Annotated in this window: 24 protein-coding genes, 1 pseudogene and 2 other annotated features; of the genes and pseudogenes, 2 read left to right on the top strand and 23 right to left on the bottom strand. The window is 36.5% G+C overall.

Annotation, left to right across the window (positions count from 1 at the left end; genetic code table 11):
- Window positions 1–209: 209 nt before the first annotated feature.
- The gene (locus tag DN394_RS00230; protein ID WP_000023655.1) at window positions 210–827 is read left to right on the top strand and encodes a TetR/AcrR family transcriptional regulator; all 618 of its coding nucleotides are present in this window, start codon (window positions 210–212) and stop codon (window positions 825–827) included.
- 40 nt (window positions 828–867) lie between these two features.
- Here DN394_RS00230 and DN394_RS00225 read toward each other — a convergent pair whose 3' ends face one another.
- From DN394_RS00225 to DN394_RS00135, 19 genes and pseudogenes are all read right to left on the bottom strand, one after another.
- Window positions 868–1,953 (bottom strand): M42 family metallopeptidase, encoded by a 1,086-nt coding sequence (locus DN394_RS00225; protein ID WP_097916545.1) that lies wholly within the window; start codon window positions 1,951–1,953, stop codon window positions 868–870.
- 69 nt (window positions 1,954–2,022) lie between these two features.
- Window positions 2,023–2,514 (bottom strand): dUTP diphosphatase, encoded by a 492-nt coding sequence (locus DN394_RS00220; protein ID WP_000365057.1) that lies wholly within the window; start codon window positions 2,512–2,514, stop codon window positions 2,023–2,025.
- A gap of 470 nt (window positions 2,515–2,984) precedes the next feature.
- Window positions 2,985–3,341 (bottom strand): 50S ribosomal protein L20, encoded by a 357-nt coding sequence (gene rplT, locus DN394_RS00215; protein WP_001138364.1) that lies wholly within the window; start codon window positions 3,339–3,341, stop codon window positions 2,985–2,987.
- Between the two features lie 37 nt (window positions 3,342–3,378).
- Entirely contained in the window at window positions 3,379–3,579 is a 201-nt protein-coding gene (gene rpmI, locus DN394_RS00210; RefSeq protein ID WP_001125946.1) for a 50S ribosomal protein L35, read from the bottom strand.
- A gap of 21 nt (window positions 3,580–3,600) precedes the next feature.
- The gene (infC, locus tag DN394_RS00205; protein ID WP_000973214.1) at window positions 3,601–4,104 is read right to left on the bottom strand and encodes a translation initiation factor IF-3; all 504 of its coding nucleotides are present in this window, start codon (window positions 4,102–4,104) and stop codon (window positions 3,601–3,603) included.
- Between the two features lie 62 nt (window positions 4,105–4,166).
- Window positions 4,167–4,287 (bottom strand) — a sequence feature (ribosomal protein L20 leader region).
- A gap of 210 nt (window positions 4,288–4,497) precedes the next feature.
- On the bottom strand, window positions 4,498–6,435 hold the full coding sequence (gene thrS / locus DN394_RS00200; RefSeq protein ID WP_000786074.1) for a threonine--tRNA ligase: 1,938 nt from the start codon (window positions 6,433–6,435) through the stop codon (window positions 4,498–4,500).
- A gap of 47 nt (window positions 6,436–6,482) precedes the next feature.
- Window positions 6,483–6,712: a binding site (T-box leader), on the bottom strand.
- 31 nt (window positions 6,713–6,743) lie between these two features.
- Window positions 6,744–7,625 (bottom strand): putative sporulation protein YtxC, encoded by an 882-nt coding sequence (ytxC, locus tag DN394_RS00195; protein ID WP_087985377.1) that lies wholly within the window; start codon window positions 7,623–7,625, stop codon window positions 6,744–6,746.
- 278 nt (window positions 7,626–7,903) lie between these two features.
- On the bottom strand, window positions 7,904–8,842 hold the full coding sequence (gene dnaI, locus DN394_RS00190; RefSeq protein WP_000400114.1) for a primosomal protein DnaI: 939 nt from the start codon (window positions 8,840–8,842) through the stop codon (window positions 7,904–7,906).
- A 33-nt stretch (window positions 8,843–8,875) separates the two neighbouring features.
- Window positions 8,876–10,282, bottom strand: coding sequence for a replication initiation and membrane attachment family protein (locus DN394_RS00185; RefSeq protein ID WP_046956233.1), 1,407 nt, complete (start codon window positions 10,280–10,282; stop codon window positions 8,876–8,878).
- A 152-nt stretch (window positions 10,283–10,434) separates the two neighbouring features.
- Window positions 10,435–10,896 (bottom strand): transcriptional regulator NrdR, encoded by a 462-nt coding sequence (nrdR, locus tag DN394_RS00180; RefSeq protein ID WP_001203687.1) that lies wholly within the window; start codon window positions 10,894–10,896, stop codon window positions 10,435–10,437.
- A gap of 285 nt (window positions 10,897–11,181) precedes the next feature.
- Window positions 11,182–11,565: an adenosylmethionine decarboxylase gene (gene speD, locus DN394_RS00175; protein ID WP_002003660.1), complete on the bottom strand. Its 384-nt coding sequence runs from the start codon at window positions 11,563–11,565 to the stop codon at window positions 11,182–11,184.
- 388 nt (window positions 11,566–11,953) lie between these two features.
- On the bottom strand, window positions 11,954–12,982 hold the full coding sequence (locus DN394_RS00170) for a glyceraldehyde-3-phosphate dehydrogenase (RefSeq protein WP_097916543.1): 1,029 nt from the start codon (window positions 12,980–12,982) through the stop codon (window positions 11,954–11,956).
- Window positions 12,983–13,091: 109 nt separating this feature from the next.
- On the bottom strand, window positions 13,092–13,694 hold the full coding sequence (gene coaE / locus DN394_RS00165; RefSeq protein WP_097916539.1) for a dephospho-CoA kinase: 603 nt from the start codon (window positions 13,692–13,694) through the stop codon (window positions 13,092–13,094).
- 53 nt (window positions 13,695–13,747) lie between these two features.
- Window positions 13,748–14,380, bottom strand: a complete 633-nt coding sequence (ytaF, locus tag DN394_RS00160) for a sporulation membrane protein YtaF (RefSeq protein WP_000281739.1) — start codon at window positions 14,378–14,380, stop codon at window positions 13,748–13,750.
- 72 nt (window positions 14,381–14,452) lie between these two features.
- Entirely contained in the window at window positions 14,453–15,283 is an 831-nt protein-coding gene (gene mutM, locus DN394_RS00155) for a DNA-formamidopyrimidine glycosylase (RefSeq protein ID WP_001114486.1), read from the bottom strand.
- Window positions 15,284–15,295: 12 nt separating this feature from the next.
- Window positions 15,296–17,929: a DNA polymerase I gene (polA, locus tag DN394_RS00150; RefSeq protein ID WP_149293505.1), complete on the bottom strand. Its 2,634-nt coding sequence runs from the start codon at window positions 17,927–17,929 to the stop codon at window positions 15,296–15,298.
- 283 nt (window positions 17,930–18,212) lie between these two features.
- Complete coding sequence (phoR, locus tag DN394_RS00145) at window positions 18,213–19,976, bottom strand: sensory box histidine kinase PhoR (protein WP_001032123.1); 1,764 nt, start codon at window positions 19,974–19,976, stop codon at window positions 18,213–18,215.
- On the bottom strand, window positions 19,969–20,688 hold the full coding sequence (gene phoP, locus DN394_RS00140; RefSeq protein WP_001065223.1) for a two-component system response regulator PhoP: 720 nt from the start codon (window positions 20,686–20,688) through the stop codon (window positions 19,969–19,971). The genes phoR and phoP overlap by 8 nt, the downstream gene beginning before the upstream one ends.
- Before the next feature lie 154 nt (window positions 20,689–20,842).
- A pseudogene (locus tag DN394_RS00135) lies at window positions 20,843–21,090 on the bottom strand (hypothetical protein).
- A gap of 88 nt (window positions 21,091–21,178) precedes the next feature.
- Here DN394_RS00135 and DN394_RS29220 point away from each other — a divergent pair.
- Complete coding sequence (locus tag DN394_RS29220; protein ID WP_001265022.1) at window positions 21,179–21,310, top strand: hypothetical protein; 132 nt, start codon at window positions 21,179–21,181, stop codon at window positions 21,308–21,310.
- 56 nt (window positions 21,311–21,366) lie between these two features.
- Here DN394_RS29220 and DN394_RS00130 read toward each other — a convergent pair whose 3' ends face one another.
- From DN394_RS00130 to citZ, 4 genes are all read right to left on the bottom strand, one after another.
- Entirely contained in the window at window positions 21,367–21,840 is a 474-nt protein-coding gene (locus DN394_RS00130; protein WP_000914190.1) for a MaoC family dehydratase, read from the bottom strand.
- Between the two features lie 216 nt (window positions 21,841–22,056).
- Window positions 22,057–22,995, bottom strand: coding sequence for a malate dehydrogenase (mdh, locus tag DN394_RS00125; RefSeq protein ID WP_046958746.1), 939 nt, complete (start codon window positions 22,993–22,995; stop codon window positions 22,057–22,059).
- Window positions 22,996–23,014: 19 nt separating this feature from the next.
- Window positions 23,015–24,307, bottom strand: coding sequence for an NADP-dependent isocitrate dehydrogenase (icd, locus tag DN394_RS00120; protein WP_000206896.1), 1,293 nt, complete (start codon window positions 24,305–24,307; stop codon window positions 23,015–23,017).
- Window positions 24,308–24,467: 160 nt separating this feature from the next.
- Complete coding sequence (gene citZ, locus DN394_RS00115; protein WP_000503659.1) at window positions 24,468–25,616, bottom strand: citrate synthase; 1,149 nt, start codon at window positions 25,614–25,616, stop codon at window positions 24,468–24,470.
- Between the last annotated feature and the right edge of the window lie 232 nt (window positions 25,617–25,848).

Below are 25,848 nucleotides of genomic sequence, written 5' to 3'. Positions count from 1 at the left end.
CTTTTAAACAAAAAAATCACACCATCTGCGGTGTAAATTGAAATTTATCTACCTGCGAGCGGTGCTGATTTCTGAAGGACTATCGTTTATAATTATAAATAATTATTTTGAATCTACAACCGACAATTTACGCATGAAATGTCGCTTAAACAACAATATAATACCTATATGTTGTTTAAGTATAGAAAATTAAACGAGGGGAAGTAAAAATGTCTATTAAAAATACAAATGATCCACGTGTAAAGCGGACGAGACAACTCATACAGGATGCTTTTGTCGCTTTAGTAGGCGAAAAAGGATTTGATGATGTAACTGTTCAACATATTGCAGAACGTGCTCCTGTAAATCGCGCTACGTTTTATAGCCATTACCATGATAAATATGACCTATTAGACAAAAGCATTGAAGAAATGTTAGAGAAGTTAACAGAAGTTATTAAGCCGAAAAATAGAAATAAAGAAGAGTTTCAACTTACATTTGATTCACCACATCCGACATTTTTGGCTTTGTTCGAACATATCGCAGAAAATGTGAACTTCTATAACGTTATGCTTGGTGATAAAGCCGCTGGAAACTACTCTTATAAAATGATGAAAACAATACAAACACATTTAACATTAAGCTTGTCTATTTCACAGCCAGATGATAAAGATCTTATGGTTCCTCGTGATATTTTAATTAGTTATGTGACAGGAGCTCATATCGGGATGATTATGTCATGGTTAAAAAGAGGGATGATTTATACCCCGCATTTTATGGCCATGCAATTAACTCGTTTAATTATTTTAGGAGCTCATACTGCTGCAGGATTAGAACGACCTTTTTAAAACATAAAAAAGCGAAGGAAAATCTCCTTCGCTTTTTCTATTAATTAAATGTAATGTTATGTACAGCCTCTTTATCAAGACGTTTAATAACTTCTACAATTAACTTCACTGCATTTTCATAGTCATCACGGTGTAACATTGCCGCATGAGAATGAATGTAGCGCGTTGCAATCGTAATTGCCATAGACGGAATACCATTTGCAGAAATGTGAATTGCGCCTGCATCCGTTCCACCGCCCGCTACTGAATCATATTGATACGGGATTTGTAATTCATCAGCAACATCAACTACAAAGTCACGTAAACCTGTATGTCCAATAACAGAAGCATCATATAAAATGATCTGTGGTCCATCACCCATTTTACTTTGCGCTTCTTTTGCCGTTACACCTGGCGTATCTCCAGCGATGCCAACATCTACTGCGAACGCGATATCTGGTTTAATATAGTTCGCAGATGTTTTCGCACCACGAAGACCAACTTCTTCTTGTACAGTCCCTACGCCGTATACAACGTTTGGATGCTTTTCATCTTTTAATTGTTTTAATACGTCAATTGCAATTGCACAACCAATTCGGTTATCCCATGCTTTTGCAAGTAACATTTTTTCATTTTTCATCACTTGGAATTCAAAGTAAGGTACAACTTGATCGCCTGGTCGTACGCCCCACTCCATTGCCTCTTCTTGGCTAGAAGCACCAATATCGATGAACATGTCTTTAATTTCAACTGGCTTTTTACGCGCTTCTGGAGGTAAGATGTGCGGTGGTTTTGAACCAATTACACCTGTTACATCTCCTTTACGCGTTACAATTGTCACGCGCTGCGCAAGCATAACTTGTGACCACCAGCCACCAACCGTTTGGAAACGAAGGAAACCTTTGTCATCAATTTGTGTGATCATAAAGCCGACTTCATCTAAATGACCTGCAACCATAATTTTCGGGCCGTTTTCTTCCCCTACTTTTTTCGCAACTAAGCTTCCTAAATTATCAGTAGCAAGTTCGTCCGCAAACGGCTCAATATATTTCTTCATTACTTCGCGTGGTTCACGCTCGTTACCCGCAATACCACGTGCATCTGTTAATTCTTTTAGCATTGTCAATGTCGCGTCTAATTTTGTCATTGCCAACACCCTCCTTTTTCTTCAGTCACTTCATTATACAAAAGGAAATTGAAATATTCAAAAATTAAATCAATATCCTTGTGTTTGACGCTGATGATTTACTTCATTTTTATCTAAATATGCCTTTTCAATTTCTTCTTGCTCAAACTCTAGCGCTTGTCCAAGTCGAAGGTAGCTTGTAAATAATTCAATATAGTTCGTAATAGATGGTTGATCTGTAAAACGAATTACTTTCGCATATGTGTCTAAGAAAATTTCTACTTGTGTTTTATTCGTTTGTGCACATTTATAGAATAGGAAGTTTTTATCAATACCTAAATCAATTCCGATTGATAAAATAAAATGCAAGCCATCTACGTATTCTTCTAATATTACTTCACGTTCTGATGCTGGTTTGTTGCTCCAATATTTAAAACAACGTGTTTCATTTGCAAGTTCTCCAATTTCTACAAGAAGAGCTAACATTTTTTCTTTTAACAACTTTTTCGGTTGTAAATCATGCTCTTTCACAATACGGTCATCTAATTCTTTTTGTAATTTAAATAGTTGTAGTAAGTCCATTCTATTGTCCTCCTCCAACATCGCATTTTACGCAACAATGTTGTTTCATCTCAAAGTTCATTATTATTTTTCGTTTCTTATTAATAAGTCAGCCATTTATCTCTTTACAAAATAGCTTGTCCTTAATTTACAAATACGTTTCAATCATCACTATTAGATTGTTCACTCCGATTGGTGATAGTTAATCATTATCCGGGGATTGTCCACTGATAAAAAATTTATTTTATCTGATGAAAGTTCCATATCATCTTTCCATTATAGCAGTGTCGTTTCAGGTAGGAAAGATACTCTTCTTTCCAAAGGGGGATAATTGAAAAAAGCCAGGAGAATTCTCCTGGCTTCATATAGATATTCTTCTATATCGCTATAGCTTTTATATTGATTTTGTCATATCGATAACGACATACTTCTCTTTGCATACAAATAAAAAAACCTTAGAAGAAAAATCTTCTAAGGTTTCAACTAATTAATTAGTTAATGTTGTTTTTTGCAACTGTTGCTAATTCAGCGAAAGCTTTTTCGTCATGAACAGCTAAGTCAGCAAGCATCTTGCGGTTAACTTCGATGCCAGCATTTTTAAGACCGTGCATTAAACGGCTGTAAGAAAGACCATTCATACGAGCTGCTGCGTTGATACGTGTAATCCATAATTTACGGAAGTCACGTTTCTTTTGACGACGGTCACGGAATGCATACATTAGAGATTTCATAACCTGTTGGTTAGCAACCTTGAATAATGTACTCTTAGAACCGTAGTAACCTTTTGCTAATTTTATAACTTTTTTACGACGTTGACGAGTAACTGTACCACCTTTTACTCTTGGCATAATATTACCTCCTAATTGTTCTATATATCAGCCGAACTTATTTTAAGTTGTCAAGCATTTGACGAATGCGTTTGAAGTCACCAGCGCTTACTACACCAGCTTTACGTAGTTTACGTTTAGCTTTTGTAGATTTGTTAGCGAATAAATGGCTTGTGTAAGCGTGAGAACGTTTCAGTTTACCTGATCCAGTCTTTTTGAAACGCTTTGCAGAGCCGCGATGAGTTTTTTGTTTAGGCATAGGTATTTCCTCCTCTATCTATTACTTATCGTTTTTCGGTGCTAAAACTAAGAACATACTACGTCCTTCCATTTTAGGCTTAGATTCAATTGTACTAACTTCAGCACAAGCTTCTGAGAAGCGATCTAAAACACGTTGACCGATTTCTTTATGAGTAATGGCACGTCCTTTAAAGCGAATTGACGCTTTAACCTTGTCGCCTTTCTCTAAAAACTTGATAGCATTACGAAGTTTTGTGTTAAAGTCGTGTTCGTCAATTGTTGGACTTAAACGAACTTCTTTCATGCTAATTACTTTTTGATTTTTGCGCTGTTCTTTTTCTTTCTTCTGTTGCTCAAAGCGGAATTTACCGTAGTCCATAATGCGGCATACTGGCGGTTTCGCATTTGGAGCAACTAATACTAAATCAAGATTAAGATTTGCAGCTAAGTCTAAAGCGTCATTACGAGACTTGATTCCAAGTTGATCGCCATTTGCACCAACTAAACGTACTTCACGTGCACGAATTTGCTCGTTAATCATCATATCCTTGCTAATAGTAAGCCACCTCCAAGGTTTTTTCAGAACATCTTTTGTAGTCATAGAACCCGACAAAAAAAGTGCGGGCATACGACACCCACACTTGTAAATTCTTAAGTAAGAAATACATTTACCTGTAAACTGCGAATGCGTCCATCAGGTGAGAAGCGGGTGCTTCTACTTGTTCCACAAAACAATATTCTATTATCCTTGATGAGTTTATCATAGGACATGACGTCTGTCAAGAAGACGCTATGTGTTTTACTAACAACAAGAAATATTGTAACAAACAACTAACATACTTGCAATACTTTTTTATGATAAGTATAGTTTGGTTATTTTTTCTAGTTTTTCTTTTTTATAATACATACGAAAGCCGCGGTATACCGCGGCTCTGTCTTATCGTTTTCCTTCTACTTTAATCATATCAACAAAAGCATCTAATGCAATTGTTTCTGATTTTTGTTCACCATATTTACGTACGTTTACGCCGTTTTCAGTTACTTCATTGTCACCTACTACAAGCATGTACGGAATTTTTTGCATTTGTGCTTCACGGATTTTGTAACCAATTTTCTCTTCACGAGTATCTAATTCAACACGGATACCAGCACGACGTAATTCATCTTGTACTTTCTTCGCATAGTCTAAATGTACTTGCGGAGAAACTGGAATTACTTGCGCTTGAACTGGAGCTAACCAAGTTGGGAATGCACCTTTGTATTCTTCAATTAAGAAGGCTACGAAACGTTCCATAGTTGATACAACACCACGGTGAATTACAACTGGACGATGTTGTTTACCGTCTTCACCAACGTAAGATAATTCAAAGCGTTCTGGAAGTAAGAAGTCTAATTGTACAGTTGAAAGTGTTTCGTCTTTTCCAAGAGCAGTACGAACTTGAACGTCAAGTTTTGGACCGTAGAATGCCGCTTCGCCTTCAGCTTCATAGTAATCAAGACCCATTTCATCCATAGCTTCTTTTAACATACCTTGTGCTTTTTCCCACATCTCATCATCAGCATAGTACTTTTTAGTATCAGCTGGGTCACGATAAGATAGACGGAATGAATAATTCTCTAAACCGAAATCTTTGTACACTTCTAGAGTTAAGTTTACAACACGTTTTAACTCTTCTTTAATTTGATCTGGGCGAACGAAAATGTGCGCATCGTTTAAAGTCATTCCGCGTACACGTTGTAATCCAGATAATGCTCCAGACATTTCATAGCGGTGCATTGTTCCAAGTTCCGCAATACGGATTGGTAATTCACGGTAGCTGTGAATATCATTTTTATAAACCATCATGTGGTGAGGGCAGTTCATCGGACGAAGAACTAACTCTTCATTATCCATTTCCATTGATGGGAACATACCATCACGGTAGTGATTCCAGTGACCAGAAGTTTCATAAAGCTCTCTGCTTCCTAGTACTGGAGTGTATACGTGATCATAGCCTAAGCTTGCTTCTTTATCAACGATGTAACGCTCGATAATGCGGCGGATAGTTGCACCTTTTGGTAACCAAAGTGGTAAACCTTGTCCTACTTTTTGGCTATTAGTAAATAGTTTTAATTCTTTACCTAATTTACGGTGATCGCGCTCTTTCGCTTCTTCAAGCATACGTAAGTGCTCATCTAATTCTGCTTTCTTAACGAATGCAGTACCGTAAATACGTTGTAGCATTTTATTATTGCTATCGCCGCGCCAGTAAGCACCTGCAACGCTTAATAATTTAAATACTTTAATTTTCCCTGTAGATGGAAGGTGAACACCACGGCAAAGATCGAAGAATTCGCCTTGCTCATAGATTGAAATAACTGCATCTTCTGGAAGATCGTTAATTAAATCTAATTTTAACTCATCGCCGATTTCTTCAAAGCGACGAAGTGCTTCTGCACGTGGCACTTCATGACGAACGATTTCTAAGTTCTCGTTCACAATTTTTTGCATTTCTTTTTCGATTTTCTTGAAGTCTTCAACTGTAATTGCTTCTTCCATATCAATATCGTAGTAGAAGCCATTTTCAATTACTGGACCAATGCCGAGCTCAAGCTTAGCATCTTTATATAAACGTTTTAACGCTTGTGCTAATAAGTGGGCTGTTGAATGGCGTAAAATGTATAAGCCATCTTCAGAATCTAATGTAATAATAGAAACTGCACCATCTTCTTCGATTGGTGTAACAAGATCGATCATCTCATCGTTTAATTTTCCAGCCACAGCTTTTTTCTTTAAGCCTGGGCTAATAGAAGCTGCGATTTCTTCAGTTGTTACGCCTTTTGGAAACTCCTTCACAGCTCCATCAGGGAAAGTAATTTTAACTACATCTGCCATCACTGGTCACTCCTCTTTTTTTCAAAATAAAAAACACTCATCCCGTAAAAAGGGACGAGTGTTGAATTCGTGGTTCCACCCTTGTTCCAATTAACATTATTGTTAATTGCTCAAGTTCAACATAACGGTGTTGTCCGTTAGCAATTACTAGAAAAAACCGTTCACTGCTAAAGTTTAGAGGTGGTAAGTAATTATCCCGTACTAGGAAGCTCACACCCTAAGGCTTCCCTCTCTGAAAATCGTAGAAAACTACTCATGTCCTCATCATGACATTTCAATATATTTCATTTATGTAGGTAATTATATGCTCAAAAACTTAGAAAATCAAGGGCGTTACCTTTATTTTTTAAATTTTTCACATTGCGCTCAAACTCATGTAATCCATGTAATTGGACCCGTTCTTGAAATACATTTCGCAAAGTAATAATCATATTATGGTCTTGTTCTTTCGTATATAAATAAATTTTTTTCGGCGAAATAGAAAGAAGTGGTGCAATTACTTTCGTATCAATATATACATCCTTTTGCTTTAATAATTCCTCGTCTATATATTGGACCAATTTCTCCTGTTTTAAACGTCTACCTTTATCATCATAGAAAATAAAACTTTCATCAAAAATAAGATGCACACAGGACAAACGTGATTTTCGGCTGCGCACTTGTTGCCTTAGCGTCTCAATAAACATTTGATATTCTTGTTCCAACTTATACTCATCAATCGACAATTCAGCAAGCTTAGCTACCATTTCCCTATATGTACGAAGGCGAAAACGAACATATGATGAAAACGAGAACGAAAGCGGATCACAAAGCCAGTTATTTAAAGAAGATTTAATATATGATTCAAATGTGTGACGTGTTAATTCACGAGCAATCCCTTTTCTTCTTCCCTTTAAAATCTCTTGTGCCATATGCAATATTTGATGACACTCTTCCTCTTCTTCATAAAAAAACTTCTCTTTTAAGATTGTATAAATCCACTTATTTTGCTTTACATTCACAATGAAATATACCATTACCGGCAATAAAATCTTTTCAATATAATTCGATTCACATACTGGTATGTGAATCACCACTTTTTGTTCCTGTAAATACACACTCGTTTCCTTATATAACAGTTCCGCTCTTTTCAATAGTTGTCTATATACATGCATAGCATCATTTTTTTCTTCGAAGCAAATTTCAATCACTTTTGTCCCCCCTTTTATCCCTGCTCTAAAGGATTGTATCTATACGTTACAAATCCTATAAGAGTCCGTCCCGCGTGAAGTTCACTCTTAGTAGAATTACATTTCCTATCGTTAGAAAATCCACTCAATATGGCTTGCTAATTTTATATATATTAAGGGAGGGAGAAAAAAATGATACAAGCTACAATGAATTTTCTATAAGAAGTTTTTCGTTTTGCAATTCACCTATTCTGAAAAGTGTTCAAAACGAAAAAAGAGCAAGCTTTTCAGCTTACTCTTTACTTATGACGTCGGTTTTTCCCGCCAATCGGGATTGGCTTCGCTAAATATTTAATTCGTTCCATAATACGTGCTGCTTTCATTTGTTCTGCTTCACCACGCTGTGTATACGTTAAATGATGTTCCAATTCCTTGAAATCAAAGTTAGACGTAAAGAACGTCGGCAAGTTTTCTAACATACGGAATTGCAAAATTGCACCAAGCACATCGTCACGCACAAAGCTTGACATCGCTTCTGCTCCGATATCATCTAGCATTAAAACTTGTACGCGTTTCACCGCATCAATCTTTTCCCCAATCGAATTATCTTGAATCGAACTTTTAATTTCACGTAGAAATTCAGGGAAGTATACGAGCATCGAACTTATTTTCTTTTGAGCAAGTTCATTCGCCATTGCTCCTAACAAATACGTTTTCCCTACACCAAATTTACCGTACAAATATAAACCTTGTACTTTTTTACCAGGTTCATATGTACTTAAAAATTCATTAGCTGCACCAATTGCATCAATACGCGCATCTAAATCTGAAGGATCTAAGTTTTCCATCGTTGCCTGTAAAATGTCAGTTGGCATATATACACTTTGAACGAGTTTTTCATATTTCTTTCTCTCGTCATATGCTACTTTTCTAACACAACGATCGTATTGAATATCAATCATCTTCCCTTGGATAACGAGCTTTGGCTCATATCCTTGCAGCATGTTTTTACACGAACCTAGATCCGGACAATCCGCACAACCTACACTTTGTCCAATATATTCGTATAACTTCACCAGGCTGCGCTCAATCATAGAAGTTGTTACTTCACCTTGATGTTCGTCTATAAATTCTTTCACACGCGGATGTGCCATTACTTCCGCCTTTAATACTTCATATCTATTTTTAAAATTTTTATTTTCCATTAACTTTGCAAATGAATTTTGAATATGCTCCATTTTCTCACCTCAAAGAGCGTTCATTCTCTTCTATTAATCACGCTTATATTTTTTTAACACTTCTTCTAGTCGTTTTCGTTCATCATCTAACGTACTTGCATCTTTTTTCTTACTTACATCTTTCTTCACTATTTCTTTCTCTTGTTCTTTCGGCTCTTCTTTCAGCCAATCTGGTACCATTTCTTTTCTTATCGTTTTCTTCGACGTACGGCCTTTTTTCTTCGTCTCAGCCCATTCTTGATATTGACGGTTTTCTTCTTTCGCTAACGCCATTGCTTCAGCTACTGTACCGACCTTTTTACGTGCCCAATGCCCAGCAATTTTCTCCACATACGTTTTCGCAAGCTTCATATCTGAGCGTAGCATAACGTAATAAATAAGTACATTCACAACACCTGGCGTTAATTTTTGATTGATCATTACATCTTCAACGATCTGCAAGTCAGCCTTTGTCGCCTCTGCACCACCAGAGATTTCTTTTAATAGTTGTTTTGGTGAGATTTCCTCTAACTGTTTTATTAACATCTCTTCTTGCGTAGAAGGCTCTTTTCCTTCCATCATACGTGCAGCGTGAGGTTGTACTCTTTCACTTAATACAGGTAACGCTTGACCGTTTTCGAACTGATACCAATCACGTGCTCCTTTTCTAAGCCTTTCGATATCAATTGTCTGCATCTCTGTCACCGTACCAAGAACGATATTTTGCATCGATAACACATCTACATCGTACACGTAAGCAAGTGTACTGACACATTCTCGCACTTGATCTGTAATCGCCTTTTTAGGGACAAGAGCGGACAAGCCATCTACAAATAAGGAGAAATCAAAGAAATCATTCCAAACTTTTGGAGCGTCTCCCTTCTCGTTACTTGGCATAGCTGTCGTTTTTGGAATACGAAGATCTTCTTGCGCATGCTCAAGCTGTCCTGGATTAAACGAACCAAACACATCATTGAAAGAACGCGTAACATTTTCATAAGAAGCAAAATCAAATTCTTCTTCTAAGAAATATTGCTTTACTTGATTATATTTTGTCCGACTCAATCGATTGTATAAAAAGATGCTTAGCACAATATCATCAAAAAACTGCTTCGGAGATAAAGGTGGTTGCAATTCGTATATAAACATTCGAATATCTTTTTCTTTCTTAATATATACCTTCAAAAGGCCAATTGCTTCTAACTTTACTCGTTCCTCATATATTTCGGGAAGCTGCATCTGCATGGTCACCATAAGGGAATGATGTGTATTCTCTTTTCCAAACACACGATCTTGCTCTAACTCTCCCCATAGCGTCATGTACAAACTAAAAGCTCTACTACCTATTAACGGCTGATACAACATCGTTAACACTTTTCGGTCGTAATTATGCAGTAACCCTTTCGCACTTACTTTATAACGATCAATTGGCAATAGCTCCATCCATGACTGTTTTTCCATTCTTGCTTTTCCTTTCTCTCATCCAATCTATCCTCTACTTCATTCGTTCTATCTTCATTATATAATTGCTTAGCGAAAAAGAGCTATTAGCTTTCGCTTCTAGCTCTCTTATCTCATTACTTACGGTATGTAAAGAGAATAAAATACAACTTCTACTCTCTTTCTTTTTGCAGTATATCTTTTAATTCTTCAATAAATACATTTAAATCTTTAAATTGGCGATATACAGAAGCAAAACGCACGTAAGCAACATCATCAATATCACGCAGTTCTTCCATAACAATTTCACCAATCATATCACTTTTCACTTCTGATATACCTAAATTACGAAGTTCACGTTCCACACTTTGAGTTACTTCTTCTAATTGTCTTAAAGATACTGGTCTTTTTTCGCACGCTTTAATTAAGCCGCGCAAAATCTTTTCTTTATTAAATTCTTCTCGTGTGCCTTCTTTTTTTACAACGATAAGAGGTGACTCTTCTACTCTTTCAAATGTCGTAAAGCGACTTAAACAACTTTCACACTCTCTCCTTCTTCGAATAGAGCGCCCCTCGTCTACCGGACGCGAATCTAACACTCTTGTACCATTATGCGAACAGGATGGACAACGCAATATATTCACTCCTTTACACTATACTCTTTATTTTTTCTCTACTTACTTCATCTGACAATATATATACAATATTATATAACTCATTCTAACTCTCTTACCACTTTAAGTTTAAGCACATTATTTTATCATCTCGTTTTCAGAAATAAGATGGTAGATGGGGTGCTAACTTATTCGTAAGAGCCCAATTTATCTCACTAACGAGTACGTTATATTTTTCCTTTTTTATAAACTAAAAAAGAGGTGCATTATACACCTCTTTACATTTTAAATCAATTATGTTCTTTTTTAAAGAGCTTTTGTTTCTCTCTGCTTAATTTCGAAGCTACCAGTGCCTCGAGGAAGCTCGATGCTCTCACGCGTTTTCGCGTTTAAACCTTCTGCAATATATTCTGCAGCAACATTTGGATCAATACGATCCCCACAAGTATAAACATCAATACTTGCGTAACCGTGCTCCGGAAAGCTATGAATTGTTAAATGTGATTCCGAGATAATTACTACTCCACTTACACCTTGTGGTGCAAATTTATGGAAAGCAACCTCACGCACTTCAGCACCAGCTCTCAGTGCTGCATCCACAAATAATTGTTCAATATACGGCATGTCATTAAGCTTGTCGAAATCGCAATCCCAAAGTTCAGCGATTACGTGACGACCCATCGTATCCATAGTATCCATTCTACAGTTCCCCCTTGTAAATTTATTCTAACTGTTCGAATTGAAAACTAATTTGCAATTTGGCTTGCTCCACTACCACGGGGGAAAGTTAGTCCAGAGAGGTCCTAACCCTTTAAGTAGTGACTACGTACCTCAGCTCTTAAGTTTACGAGTGTTAGTATACTTTGTTTATTTTCATTTTGCAACAACAGTTTTTTCGATTTTCTGTCATATTTTCCTCTTTACTTTTCCCTAAAAAACATAAACGATTCACAAATACAGTAATCACAACGTTTCGTGGTATGTCCACTTTCAAAAATATACTTATATAATTTTTTTCCTTTTCAGAAAAAAATAAAAAAAAGAGGGCAAATATTCACTTGCCCTCTCCCTTATTTACTTAAATATGTTGCATATTTTTTTGTTTTGCTAATTCGTCAACAACTAACGTTACAAGATCTACAACACGACGAGAGTAGCCCCACTCGTTATCATACCAAGCAAGTACTTTCACTTTACGATCACCCATTACCATTGTAGATAAACCATCAATAATAGCTGAGTGTGTATTTGTATTAAAGTCAATAGATACTAAAGGCTCTTCACTGAATTCTACAATGCCTTTTAACGCACCGTTTGCAACAGTTTTGAATGCTTCATTAATAGCTTCAACTGTCACATCACGTTTTACATCTACTACTAAGTCAACAAGAGACACGTTTGGTGTTGGTACACGAAGTGCCATACCATGAAGTTTTCCGTTTAAGTGCGGAAGAACTTTTGCAAGCGCTTTCGCAGCACCTGTCGTTGTCGGAATGATTGATTGTCCGCAAGCACGTGCTCTTCTTAAATCTTTATGTGGGTTATCAATATTTTTTTGGTCATTTGTATAAGCGTGAACAGTTGTCATTAAACCGTTTTCAATTCCAAACTGCTCATCTAACACCTTAACAACAGGCGCTAAACAGTTTGTTGTGCAAGATGCATTTGAAATAACAGTATGTTTTGTAATATCTAATTGGTCTTCGTTCACACCAACTACAATTGTTACATCTTCATTTTTACCAGGCGCTGTTAAAATAACTTTTTTCGCTCCAGCTTCAACATGTAGAATTGCTTTTTCTTTTGAATTAAATTTACCAGTTGCTTCAATTACAACTTCAACACCTAGATCTGTCCAAGGCAATTCCTTTGGATCGCGGTTGTTTAAAAGGCGAATCATTTTCCCATCAACTAATAAGTGATCTTCAAATGCTTCTACTGTTCCGTCAAACTTGCCGTGAACTGTATCATATTTAATTAAATGTGCTAACGTTTCAGATGGATAGCTTGCATTGATTGCTACAATTTCGAATGCGCTTTCTTTTATTGCCTGACGAAATACCATTCTCCCAATACGTCCAAATCCATTAATTGCCACACGAGTCATAATATGTTATCCCCCTTGAATGCGTTATACTATTTATCTCCAATCCCAATAATAGTATAACACAAAAAGGGGATATGTCACTAAGCATTTTCATTAATTTCACAATTTTTTAGTCAATAATGTTCCAATTCTTTAAAATCACCTGTAATTGTGTTTTCGTTCCCATAATTGTGCCATCATTATTTATCACTTCATCTGCATTCTTCACTTTTTCTTCTAACGGCATTTGAGATTGAATACGAGCTGTTGCTTCTTCTTCTGAAAAATTATTTCGTTTCATTAAACGTTCTAATTGTGTTTTCGGTGTAACTGCTACAACTAAAACACGATCAACGAGACTTGTTAATTTACTCTCAAACAAAAGAGGGATATCTAACACAACCGCTTGCGCCCCTTCTTTTATGTACATTTCCTTTTGCGTATTCATTTCCTCACGCACTGCAGGATGAACAATTTTATTTAACTGCAATCGTTTTTCTTCATTATAGAAAACGACACTTCCTAATTTCGGTCGATCCAGTTCTCCATCTTTTTGTAATACTTCCGTTCCAAACACTTCTACAATTTTGTTATATGCTGGTTTTCCTCGTTCTACAACTTCTCGCGCAATAATATCTGCATCAATAACTGGTATACTCAGTTCACGAAACATTTGAGACACTGTACTTTTTCCGCTTGCAATGCCTCCCGTTAATCCAATTACTACTGTCATCATATAATCCTCCTCATAATAAAAGGCGCAAAACTAATGTTCCACGCCCATACTTACATTTTCCAAATTCCAATAATAATGAGTAATACCCCAGGCAGGAATGTAAATTTTTGTAACCATTTCATATTTGATAAAACCGTTCCAAGTTTCATTCCAATAAATAAAAACAAAGAACTCATAACCGCAACTAATATCGCCATCATAGCGGGCGCATACCCTAATAAAGATGCACCAATTCCAGCACCGAACGAATCTATAGAAAGAGCGATACCAAGAAGTAACGCTTCTCCTGCAGAAATGGTGCCTGATTTATCAAAATCTGCAACAGTCGGTTTCCGTAAAATTTGAATCACTAGCCCGAGCGAAGCAATTTCTAATTTCCAAACCTTCTCCTCTTGCTTTGGTTCTTCTTTTTTCTCACTTCGAAAAAATTGGTATAATACCCAAATTCCTATTCCAATAAGAACAAGCCCACCGATACGCGTTGCGATAACAGGTGAAAATATTTTCGCGATCATATGTCCAATTCCCATTGAAACAAGCATAACAGCCGCTGAACACATTCCGATAATTATAATTGATCTTAGTGGAATTCTTACGCTTCTTAAACCATACGTTAGCCCTACACTACAGCTATCTAAGCTTAATGTAAAAGCTAATAAAATAAGAGATAAATAAAGGTACATCGGTAAGCTCCTCCCTTATACATAGCCCTGCTGTATGTATATGACAAATGCCTATCCGATGTTATCTCTTTTCTATATTCTCGGCTGACAAATCGGGCAGTAATGCGTTCCTCTTCCGCCAACAACTGTTTTTTCTAATATCGTACCGCAAGTCACACATGGTTCTCCTTTTTTTCCGTATACATTTAGAAGTTCTTGGAATGAGCCAATTTGCCCTTGCGAATTCATATACGTTCGAATTGTACTTCCGCCTCGCTTCACTGCTTCACCTAACGTTGTAACAGTCGCCTCGTAAATTCGCTCAATTTCTTCTGCTGTTAAAGACGAAGCTTCTCGTTCCGGATGAATTTGAGAACGGAATAAAACTTCATCTACATATATATTTCCAAGCCCTACTAAAAGACGCTGGTCTAATAATACGACTTTTATTTTACGATTGGTCTTTTGCAATCTTTCTTGTAAATACTGCGGTGTCAATTCAGCATCAAACGGCTCCGGACCTAAGTCAGCAAGAGGCATTTGATTCAATTCTTCACCTTTCTTAAAGAGATGCATCGTACCAAACTTTCTCACATCTTTATAATGTAGTTCAGTTCCATCTGTAAATAAGAAACGGACGTGTGTATGCTTATCAATTGGCTCGTCCTCTTGATGCAGTAAAAATTTACCTTCCATACGCAAATGTGAAACAATAACATAATTCGTTACATATAAAAGCAAAAACTTTCCTCTTCGCTTTATATTTTCAATCTTCTCGCCTCTTAGCATTTCTTTAAAGATTTCTGCATCATCCGGACGTTTTACTATTTTGGGATAGGTAACAATGACATCTTCAATTGTTTTTCCTGTCACAAGATTTTCAAGTGTCCGTCTGACGTTTTCAACCTCTGGTAATTCAGGCATTTCATCACTTCCTTATTTTGCATCGTACCAAGTTGGACCGTAAGAATAATCAACTTTCAGCGGAACCGCGAGTTCAATCGCATGCTCCATTACTTCAGGTACAAGCTTCTCTAATTTTTCAATTTCTTCTTTTGGTGCTTCAAATATCAATTCATCGTGTACTTGCAGAAGTAGACGCGCTTGTAATCCTTCTTCTTCTAGACGGTCTGCCATAATAATCATCGCTTTTTTAATAATATCTGCTGCAGTCCCTTGAATTGGTGTATTCATAGCGGTACGCTCAGCAAAGCTACGTAAATTGAAATTACGACTCGTAATTTCCGGAATATAACGGCGGCGATTTAATAATGTAGCCACATATCCTTTTTGTTTCGCATCTTTTACGATGTCACTCATGTATTCTTGTACACCAGGGAAACTTTCTAAATACTTTTCAATAAATTCCGCTGCTGCTTTTCTTGTAATTCCTAAGTTTTGTGAAAGACCATAATCACTAATACCATACACAATTCCGAAATTAACAGCTTTCGCTTGTCGTCTCATATTCGAAGTTACTTCATCTTTTTCAACGCCAAATACATCCATCGCTGTTTTCGTATGAATATCCATGTCATGTTGGAACGCTTCAACTAGCCCTTTATCATTTGCAATATGAGCTAATACGCGAAGTTCAATTTGTGAATAATCTGCCGCGTACATAATCCATCCTTCTTCTGATGGAACAAATGCCTGACGAATCTTTCTTCCTTCTTCTAATCGAATCGGGATATTTTGCAAGTTCGGATCTGTTGAACTTAATCGACCTGTTTGCGTTAATACTTGATTGAAACGAGTATGAATTTTAGATGAATCTTCATGTACAACTTTTAATAAACCTTCAATATAAGTTGAATTCAGTTTCCCTAATTGACGATAATGTAAAATGTTTGGAATAATTTCATGGCGATCCATAAGCTTTTCTAGTACATCAGCTGACGTAGAATAACCTGTTTTCGTCTTTTTAATAACTGGTAAATTTAAGTTCTCAAACAGAATAACACCAAGCTGCTTCGGTGAATTAATATTAAATTCTGTTCCCGCAAGCTTATAAATTTCCTGTTCCATTTCCTTTAATCTACCTGCAAGTTCTTCTCCCATATTACGAAGACGCTCCGTATCAACTTTTACACCTTTTACTTCCATATCAGCTAATACACGCGCAAGTGGTAATTCTAACTCTGTAAACAGTTCATATTGCTCATTCTTTTGTAACTCTTCAACGAATGTTTGCTTTACATCATATAATACGTGCACTTTACGAGCTACATGCTCCGCTACTACTTCTAGCTCTGGAACAGCACGCTTCGCACCTTTTCCGTAAATTTCTTCATCAGATTTCACAGCATGTGTTTCTTTCATTTTTGCTACAGTACGGAAATCTTTATCCGTATCAGCCGGGTCAAGTAAATAAGCAGCGATTAATAGATCAAAGTCAATCCCTTGCATATCTATCCCGTTCCATTTAAGTGCAACGATTGCGCGCTTCGCATCAAATGTATACTTTCTCATTTCTCCATCTGCAAGCCACTCTTTAAAAGCGTCTGACTTAAGGGCAATGTCTGTTTGAATAAAGTAACAGCCATTTTCGTTTTGAATACCAAAACCTTGAATGTCCGCTTTATGATAGTTATCTTCTTGTACTTCAACAATAAGCGCACTATCTTGCACTAGCATTTCTTCTGTAACTTCTTCCACAATATCAAATGTAATATCATCTAATTCAGCTGGAGTCGTTTCTTCTGGCGTAACACCTAATTTATTTAAAAGGGATGTAAATCCTAAATTCTCGAACATTGGAATCACATCACTTGCTTCATACCCTTTATACTCCATATCATCCACATGCACTGTAATCGGCGCATCTGTAATAATAGTTGCAAGATCTTTACTCATAAGAGCTTGGTCTTTATTTGCTTCTAGCTTTTCTTTTAATTTCTTCCCGCTTACTTGATCTATATTTTCATACACTGCCTCGACCGTTTCAAACTGTGTTAACAATTTAATCGCAGTTTTTTCACCAACTCCTGGTACACCTGGAATATTATCTGACTGGTCTCCCATTAAACCTTTCATATCGATAATTTGCTTTGGTGATAAGCTGTATTTCTCAAATAAAGCTTCTTTCGTATATTCATCCACTTCTGTAATCCCTTTACGAGGAATACATACGAGTGTATTATCTGAAACAAGTTGCAGTAAGTCTTTATCTCCTGAAATAACTTTTACATGAAACCCTTGTTCACTCGCTTCTTTCGCTAACGTCCCCATAATGTCATCCGCTTCATAATTTTCTAATTCATAACGCGGTACGTTGAATGCATCAAGCATCTCACGAATAAACGGGAATTGCTCTGATAATTCAGGTGGAGTCTTTTGACGTCCTCCTTTATACTCACTATACGTTTTATGACGGAATGTCGTTTTCCCCGCATCAAACGCTACTAACATATGCGTTGGTTTTTCTTCCTCTAATATTCTCATTAACATCATTGTAAAACCGTAAATTGCGTTCGTATGTATACCTTTGTCGTTATTTAAAAGCGGTAGTGCAAAGAAAGCACGATACGCGATATTGTTACCATCTACTAATACGACCTTTTTTTCCAAACCAGAAACCTCCCCATACAAATTTGAAATGATTTTTTTCACAGAAAAAAACCGTTCCTTTCTTCTCTCTATATTAACATGACTAATAGAGAGAAGAAAAATAACGGCTATTTTCTATCATATATACAAACGTTTACTAACATAAAAGGGAAGTGACGAGAACAGCATAACTATTCTCGTCCAAAATTACTCCTTGGATGAAGGGGTTTTCATGTATTATATTAACAGACCTTTATTAATATTTAATTAAGCCATTGTTAATATATTGTAAACATCCTTCATCCTATTTTTCAGTTGCTGATTTTGGTAAAACAACTGTAAATGTTGTCCCTTCGCCAACTTCACTATCCACTGTAATCGTACCGTGATGTGCCTCAACTAAATGCTTTACAATCGATAATCCAAGGCCTGTACCACCAGTATTTCTACTTCTCGCTTTATCCACTCGGTAAAAGCGTTCAAAAATACGCGGAATTTCATCTTTACTAATACCAATTCCCGTATCCGATACTTTTATATAAGCATTATATTTATCTTCTGCTAATTCTACAGAAACAACGCCTCCAGCCGGCGTATATACGATTGCGTTATTCATTAAATTAATAAAGATTTGCTTCAAACGACTTGGATCTCCAATGACCGAGACTCCTTTTAGCGCATTTACTTGTAAAGAGATTTCTTTTTCTCCTGCTTTGTTATCAAGCACCATACGAATGTCTTCAAGAAGTCCCTTCATATCAACGGTCCCCATACTCAATTTAAATCCTTGTTGCTCAATCTTTGATAAATCTAATAAATCTTCAATTAACCCTTGCATGCGTTCACTTTCTTTTAAAATAATGTGCAAGAAATGTTCGCAGAATTTTTTATTATCCATAGCACCGTCCAAGAGCGTTTCTGAAAAACCTTTAATAGAAGTAATCGGTGTCTTTAGTTCATGAGACACATTCGCTAAAAAGTCTTTTCTCATTTGTTCTAATTTCTTTAGCTCAGTAATGTCATGGAATACAAGGACAATCCCTTTCCATTCATGGTTCGTCCCGATAATCGGTGCTCCATATACTTCAAAATGCTTTCGCTCAATTCCAAGCGGCAATAACATTTGTTTACGCACTTTCACTTCTGTCATAAAGATTTCTTCCACGAGCTCTATAATTTCTGTATGATGAAACGACTCATAATATAAACGATCTAAATATTCTTCATCTGTTACGTGGAAAGTCTCCTTATAAGAACGGTTTACAAGGTTTATATAACCGCGGCTATCAATTAAAATCATTCCACTTCCCATATTTTCAATTAACGTATGCAGACGATCTTGTTGCATTTCTTGCTCAAGTGTCATCTCTTGTAAATTACGGGCTAAAATATTAATCGCTTTACTCAGCATTCCCGTTTCATCCGAATGACTTTCATAAGCGCGTGCTTTATAATTTCCCTTCGCTAATTCGATAGCAACTTTCGTAACGGATTCAATCGGCCTAATATATTGCCCTGTAATTTTCATACCTAAAAATACGACTACGAGACAAGCGATAACAAATCCTATAATTAATAATCCCCACGTTTTTTGATGAACAGATTTCAAAGGCTCAATTGTACTTTTCACCAAGATGTACCCTTGTTTCCCTGCTACATCTTGAACGAATACCGCATGGTAAAATTCATTATTCTGATCTGTTTCTTTCGTAATGACTTTGTTTCTTTGTTTTGTTGTTTCAGAAGAAAGTTCTTTAATTATCCCTTGACTAAAAGCAGACTGTTCTCCTCCGCTATATTGAACTTTCTTTTTTTCATCTAAAAATGCAATAGAAGCCTGGATTTTTTCTTCTAACTTTTCAAATACATATGGATTTTTTAAAACATCATCAAAACCCTGTTCTTCTGCTAATACCGCAACGTACTCTGTTTCTTTTACCATTCTCTCTTTCGCATGATCTATATAGTAGTTTTCAAATACGGTTTCCAGTAATAAACCTAGTCCAACTAAAATAAATACAATAAGAGAAACAAATGTAAAAAGAAGCCTGGAACGAAATTTATTCATCCCCTTTTGGCTCCTCTAATTTATATCCTAAACCACGTATCGTTTTAATGTACGTCGGTTTTTTCGTATTTTGTTCAATTTTATCGCGCAAATGGCTAATATGAACGTCAACAATTCGTGTATCACCAGCAAAATCATAGTTCCATACAGCACTTAATAATTGATCACGTGTCAACACGCGACTTTTATTTTTCGCAAGATAAACAAGTAGTTCAAATTCTTTTGGTGTTAATTCAAGCTTTCTTCCTTGGAAATAAGCCTCATAAAATTCCGGCAAAATTTTAAGTTCAGCAAGTGTGATGCTCTCTTCATCTGACGCTTCTTTCACTTGTTCTTCTTGTTGTAATTTCGTGCGGCGCAAAATTGCCTTCACACGCGCAACAACTTCCCTTGGGCTAAATGGCTTCGTCATATAATCATCTGCCCCAAGTTCAAGACCTAGCACCTTATCAAATTCATCATCTTTTGCTGTTAACATTAAAATCGGCGTCATAACGCGCTGCAATCGTAATTCTTTACACACTTCCATACCATCCATTTTCGGAAGCATTAAATCTAATATAATTAAATCTGGGCGTTCTGTTGTCGCTTTTTGAAGCGCCATTTCTCCATCCATCGCTGTTATCACTTCAAACCCAGCTTGTTGTAGATTAAATTCAATTAAAGTTAAGATAAACTCCTCATCATCAACTACTAAAATACGATTGTTCATTCTTTTCCTCCAAGTTATAGACTTGAAACCTTCTTCATCCTAGTATTTTCCCCGTTATTCTCATCATACTAGAAAACAAGGTACCTCTCAATATAATTGTCTATACATGGAGCTCGTTTCTACTAATGCTTCGAAAATAAAAGCAATTAAAACTTCATTCTCTCTCCCTCTCCGCTATCCAAATTCGATAGATAAACCTACCTTTTTCAAAGTATTTTTCCGTATGAACCATAAATCCCCCCTCCTGCGCTAGGAAAAACGAAAGAGCATACGCTATTTTATAGTCCAGTGTTTCATATCCATCAAATAGTCTTCCATACATTTCATTCGCGCCCCCCCCTCTGCCCACACTTCAGCTTCTCTTATCGTTTCAAAAATAATGTCTTCTCTCTTCCACTTCACCTTAAAAACAACCCTTTCATTGACTTCAATTACCAATAAATATATTATTAATTTAAATATATAAATAAATACGATTCAGGAGGCTATTATGCGAGTATTACTACCTATTTTAACTTTAGTAGTAACATGTTTCCTTACTTTTAACGTACCAAGCTGGGATACGATTAAAACAGGTTGCTCAGAATTTGCCGAAGGGTTTAAAGAAGGATTTTTCAACTAAAAATAGCGCTAGCCCCTTATAGTAAGGTATGCTAGCGCTATTCATATTTTCATGCTTTAAAAATTATCTAATGCTTTTTCCATAATAGAAACTGATTTAAAAGGCGGCGTTACTGTTAAAGAACCCTTTACAACCGTTTCTCCTTTTTCATCATGAGCAGATACAAGCATATCAATTGTATGTTCCTCCTCAGAAACAGCCACAACTTCAAAATGGATTTGTAACGTTTCATAATGATGAACATGCTTCACGAACGTAAGGTCCTTCCTAGTAATATGACTGCCTGGACCTGGTAAATATTTCGTAACTGCCGTTGTAATCATTCCCGTTAGCATAATGCTTGGTACAATCGGCTTTTCATACGGAGTTTGGGATGCGTAATCATGCTGAATATATAATGGATTGGCATCATTCGTTAACCCTAAGTACAATAACAAATCTTTATCCTCAATTTTTTCAGTGATAGATAATTTCTCTCCTACTGTAATTTCATCCATTCTACGACCAATTTGAACTTTTTTCTTTAACATGTTACAACCCCCTCCGATTTTTTCACCTTATTATCCTACTAATAGCGATACCTGATCCGAAATTTACTATGATGAGGGCAATGTATAGTATAAATCTATAGTTTCATTATAGGATACACCAAATGATAGCGTTTTCATATTATTTCAAAAAAACATTTGAATAAATAGTAGAAAAAGATTCGGGGCCCCGAATCTTTTTCTACTTATATTTAATTATTAAACAAGAACCTTCATTACATTACGTACAGATTCTACAGAGCGATCTAACGCTTCTCTTTCATCTGTAAGAAGTTCTAACTCAATAATTTTTTCAATTCCGTTACCACCTAGAATTACTGGTACGCCTAAGTAAAGGTCGCTATAACCATATTCACCTTCAAGGTACGCAATAGCTGGTAATACACGGCGTTGATCTTTTAAAATTGCTTCTGTCATTTCAACTAAAGAAGCAGCTGGTGCGTAATATGCACTACCGTTTCCTAATAAGCCTACAATCTCGCCGCCACCTTTACGGGTACGTTCTACGATTGCTTCTAAACGCTCTTTCGGAATTAACGTTTCTAACGGAATGCCACCTGCATAAGAATAACGTACAAGAGGTACCATATCGTCACCGTGTCCACCAAGAACAAATCCTGTAATGTCTTTCACAGAAAGATTTAATTCTTGTGCAATAAATGTACGGAAACGAGCTGTATCTAATACGCCCGATTGACCGATAACACGCTCTTTCGGGAATCCTGCTTCTTTAAATACAGAATATGTCATTGCATCAACTGGATTTGTTAATACAACAATAATCGCATTTGGTGAATGTTTTGCAATGTCGCGCGTAATACTTTTCATAATTTTAGAGTTTGTTGCTACTAAGTCATCACGGCTCATACCAGGCTTACGTGCAATACCTGCTGTAATAACGACAACGTCAGAATCAGCAGTATCTGTGTAATCAGATGTTCCAATAATGTTAGCATCAAAACCTTGTACTGGGCTCGCTTCTAACATATCTAACGCTTTCCCTTTTGTTGGATTTTCCAGTTGTGGAATGTCCACTAATACAACATCTGCAAGTTCTTTTTGTGCTAATAAGAATGCTGTTGTTGCTCCTGTAAATCCTGCACCGATGACTGAAACTTTCTTGCGTTTGATTGTCATAATTTACCCCCCGCTTTAATTATGCGTTTTTGATTATCGCTACATCCATGTTTTTAATAAGTTCATTAGCGAACTCAGAACATTTCACTTCTGTTGCACCTTCCATTAAGCGTGCGAAATCATAAGTTACTACTTTTGAAGCAATTGTTTTCTCAACTGAATCAGTTACTAATTTCGCAGCTTCGTTCCATCCTAAGTGCTCTAATAATAATACACCAGAAAGAAGAACCGAAGATGGGTTTACTTTGTCTAAACCTGCATATTTTGGAGCTGTACCATGTGTAGCTTCAAAGATAGCATGTCCAGTCACATAGTTAATGTTTGCACCAGGTGCAATACCAATTCCACCTACTTGTGCAGCAAGTGCATCAGAGATGTAGTCTCCGTTTAAGTTCATTGTTGCAACAACATCGAACTCACGTGGACGAGTTAAAATTTGTTGTAAGAAGATGTCTGCAATAGAATCTTTTACGATGATTTTCCCAGCCACTTCAGCGTCTGCCATCGCTTTATTCGCTGCATCTTTACCATCTTTCTCAACGATACGGTCATATTCAGCCCAAGTAAATACTTTATCGCCGAATTCTTGTTCCGCTACTTCGTAACCCCAGTTTTTGAAAGCACCTTCTGTAAATTTCATAATGTTTCCTTTATGAACTAATGTAACAGAAGAACGTTTTTCGTTAATTGCATATTGAATTGCAGCACGAACAAGACGCTTTGTCCCTTCTTCTGAGATTGGTTTAATACCAATACCAGATGTTTCTGGGAAGCGGATTTTATTAACACCCATTGCTTCTTTTAAGAAAGCAAGGACTTTTTCTGCTTCTGGAGATCCTTGCGCATATTCAATTCCAGCATAAATGTCTTCTGTATTCTCACGGAAAATAACCATATCAGTATCTTCCGGACGTTTTACAGGTGAAGGAACACCATCAAAATAACGAACTGGACGTAGACATACATATAAATCTAATTCTTGACGAAGTGCTACGTTTAGAGAACGAATACCACCGCCAACTGGAGTTGTAAGTGGACCTTTAATCGCGATTAAATATTCACGGATTAAATTTAAAGTTTCTTCTGGTAACCACTCGCCTGTTTGGTTGAATGCTTTTTCCCCTGCAAGCACTTCTTTCCAAACGATTTTCTTCTCACCATCATAAGCTTTTTCAACTGCTGCTTCTAGTACACGAGATGCAGCTGCCCAAATATCAGGACCAATTCCATCTCCTTCGATAAATGGAATAATCGGATTGTTTGGTACATTCATAACACCATTAGTTACAGTAATTTTTTCACCTGTCGTCAATGTGATAACCCCCATGTTTGAAATTTCATATGTATGAAACTGAGGGAATAACCCCTCAGTTCAAACCGTTATTTAAATTAAAATATTCTAATCATTACGTCTTTCCGAAAAAATCAGACTTTTGAAAGCGTATTTTCACTATCAAAATAGTGTTTTTCGCTTATCGTTGTGCAATTGGAACGTACACTTGATGTGTTGGTCCATTATAATCAGCACGCGGACGGATTAAACGGTTGTTTTCATATTGTTCTAGAATATGAGCTAACCAGCCTGACATACGGCTAATTGCAAAAATAGGTGTAAATAAGTCATGGTCAATTCCTAAACAATGGTATACAGAAGCTGAATAGAAATCAACATTTGGTGGAAGACCTTTTTCTTTTGTTACAATGTCTTCAATTTTGATAGACATATTATACCATTTGTCTTCTCCTAAAAGCACGCATAATCTCTTAGACATTTCGCGTAAATGTTTTGCACGCGGATCACCCTGCTCATATACACGGTGGCCAAAGCCCATGATTTTCACTTTATTTTGAAGAGCATTATGAATATATGATTCTACATTTTCTTCTTCGCCAATTTCAGTTAGCATCTTCATTACATTTTCGTTTGCCCCGCCGTGAAGAGGACCTTTTAACGCACCGATTGCTGCTGTAATACCAGAATATACATCTGAAAGTGTAGCTACACAAACGCGTGCAGTAAATGTAGAAGCGTTTAACTCATGATCTGCGTGAAGTACAAGCGCCTTATCAAAAGCTTCAATTTCAACTTCATTTGGCTCGCGATCATTTAACATGTACAAGAAGTTTGCAGCTAATGATAAATCGTTTCTAGGCTCAACAACATCTAAACCTTTACGAATTCTTGCATAAGCAGCAACTAAAGTTCCTACTTGAGCCTGCAATTTAACCGCTTTCAAATAATTGGAGTTTTCATCCATAATTTCAGCGCTCTCATCGTATAATGATAGCATGGAAATTGCAGTTCGTAAAACAGACATCGGATGTGCGATTTTTAAATCTACTTGTTTCAAATATGTTAAAATCTCACCTGGAACTTTATAGTATTCCGATACAATCTCTTTAAATTTCGCTAGTTCTTGTTCATTAGGAAGCTTGCGATGCCATAATAAGTACACTACTTCTTCAAATGTAGCATTCTCAGCTAAATCATCAATATTATACCCAACATAAGTTAATGTATCATCAATAATAGAGCTCACAGATGATGTTGTTGCTACTACCCCTTCTAAACCTCGAATAACAGTCATGACATTCTCTCCTTTTCCTGAAAATTCTCCCAACCTTGCTCCTTATATCTATTTGCTTCCCTTTTGAATTATGAACGCCCGTTCACTCTTTAGGCAAGCAAAATGCACGATCATGCAAATTTGTTGCGATGTTCCCCTCTTATTGTCCATTGTTTACATGGAAAGCATGAGCGTGAATGTCTCCCCGAATCCTCACGCTCAAAACAACAAGTTAGTGAGGAAAATTAATCCCGAAGAGTTTTATGATAAAAACAACATAAAACAA

Source organism: Bacillus sp. BB081, assembly GCF_008368895.1.
Lineage (GTDB): Bacteria > Bacillota > Bacilli > Bacillales > Bacillaceae_G > Bacillus_A > Bacillus_A wiedmannii.
This window is presented reverse-complemented; position numbering and strand designations above follow the sequence as displayed.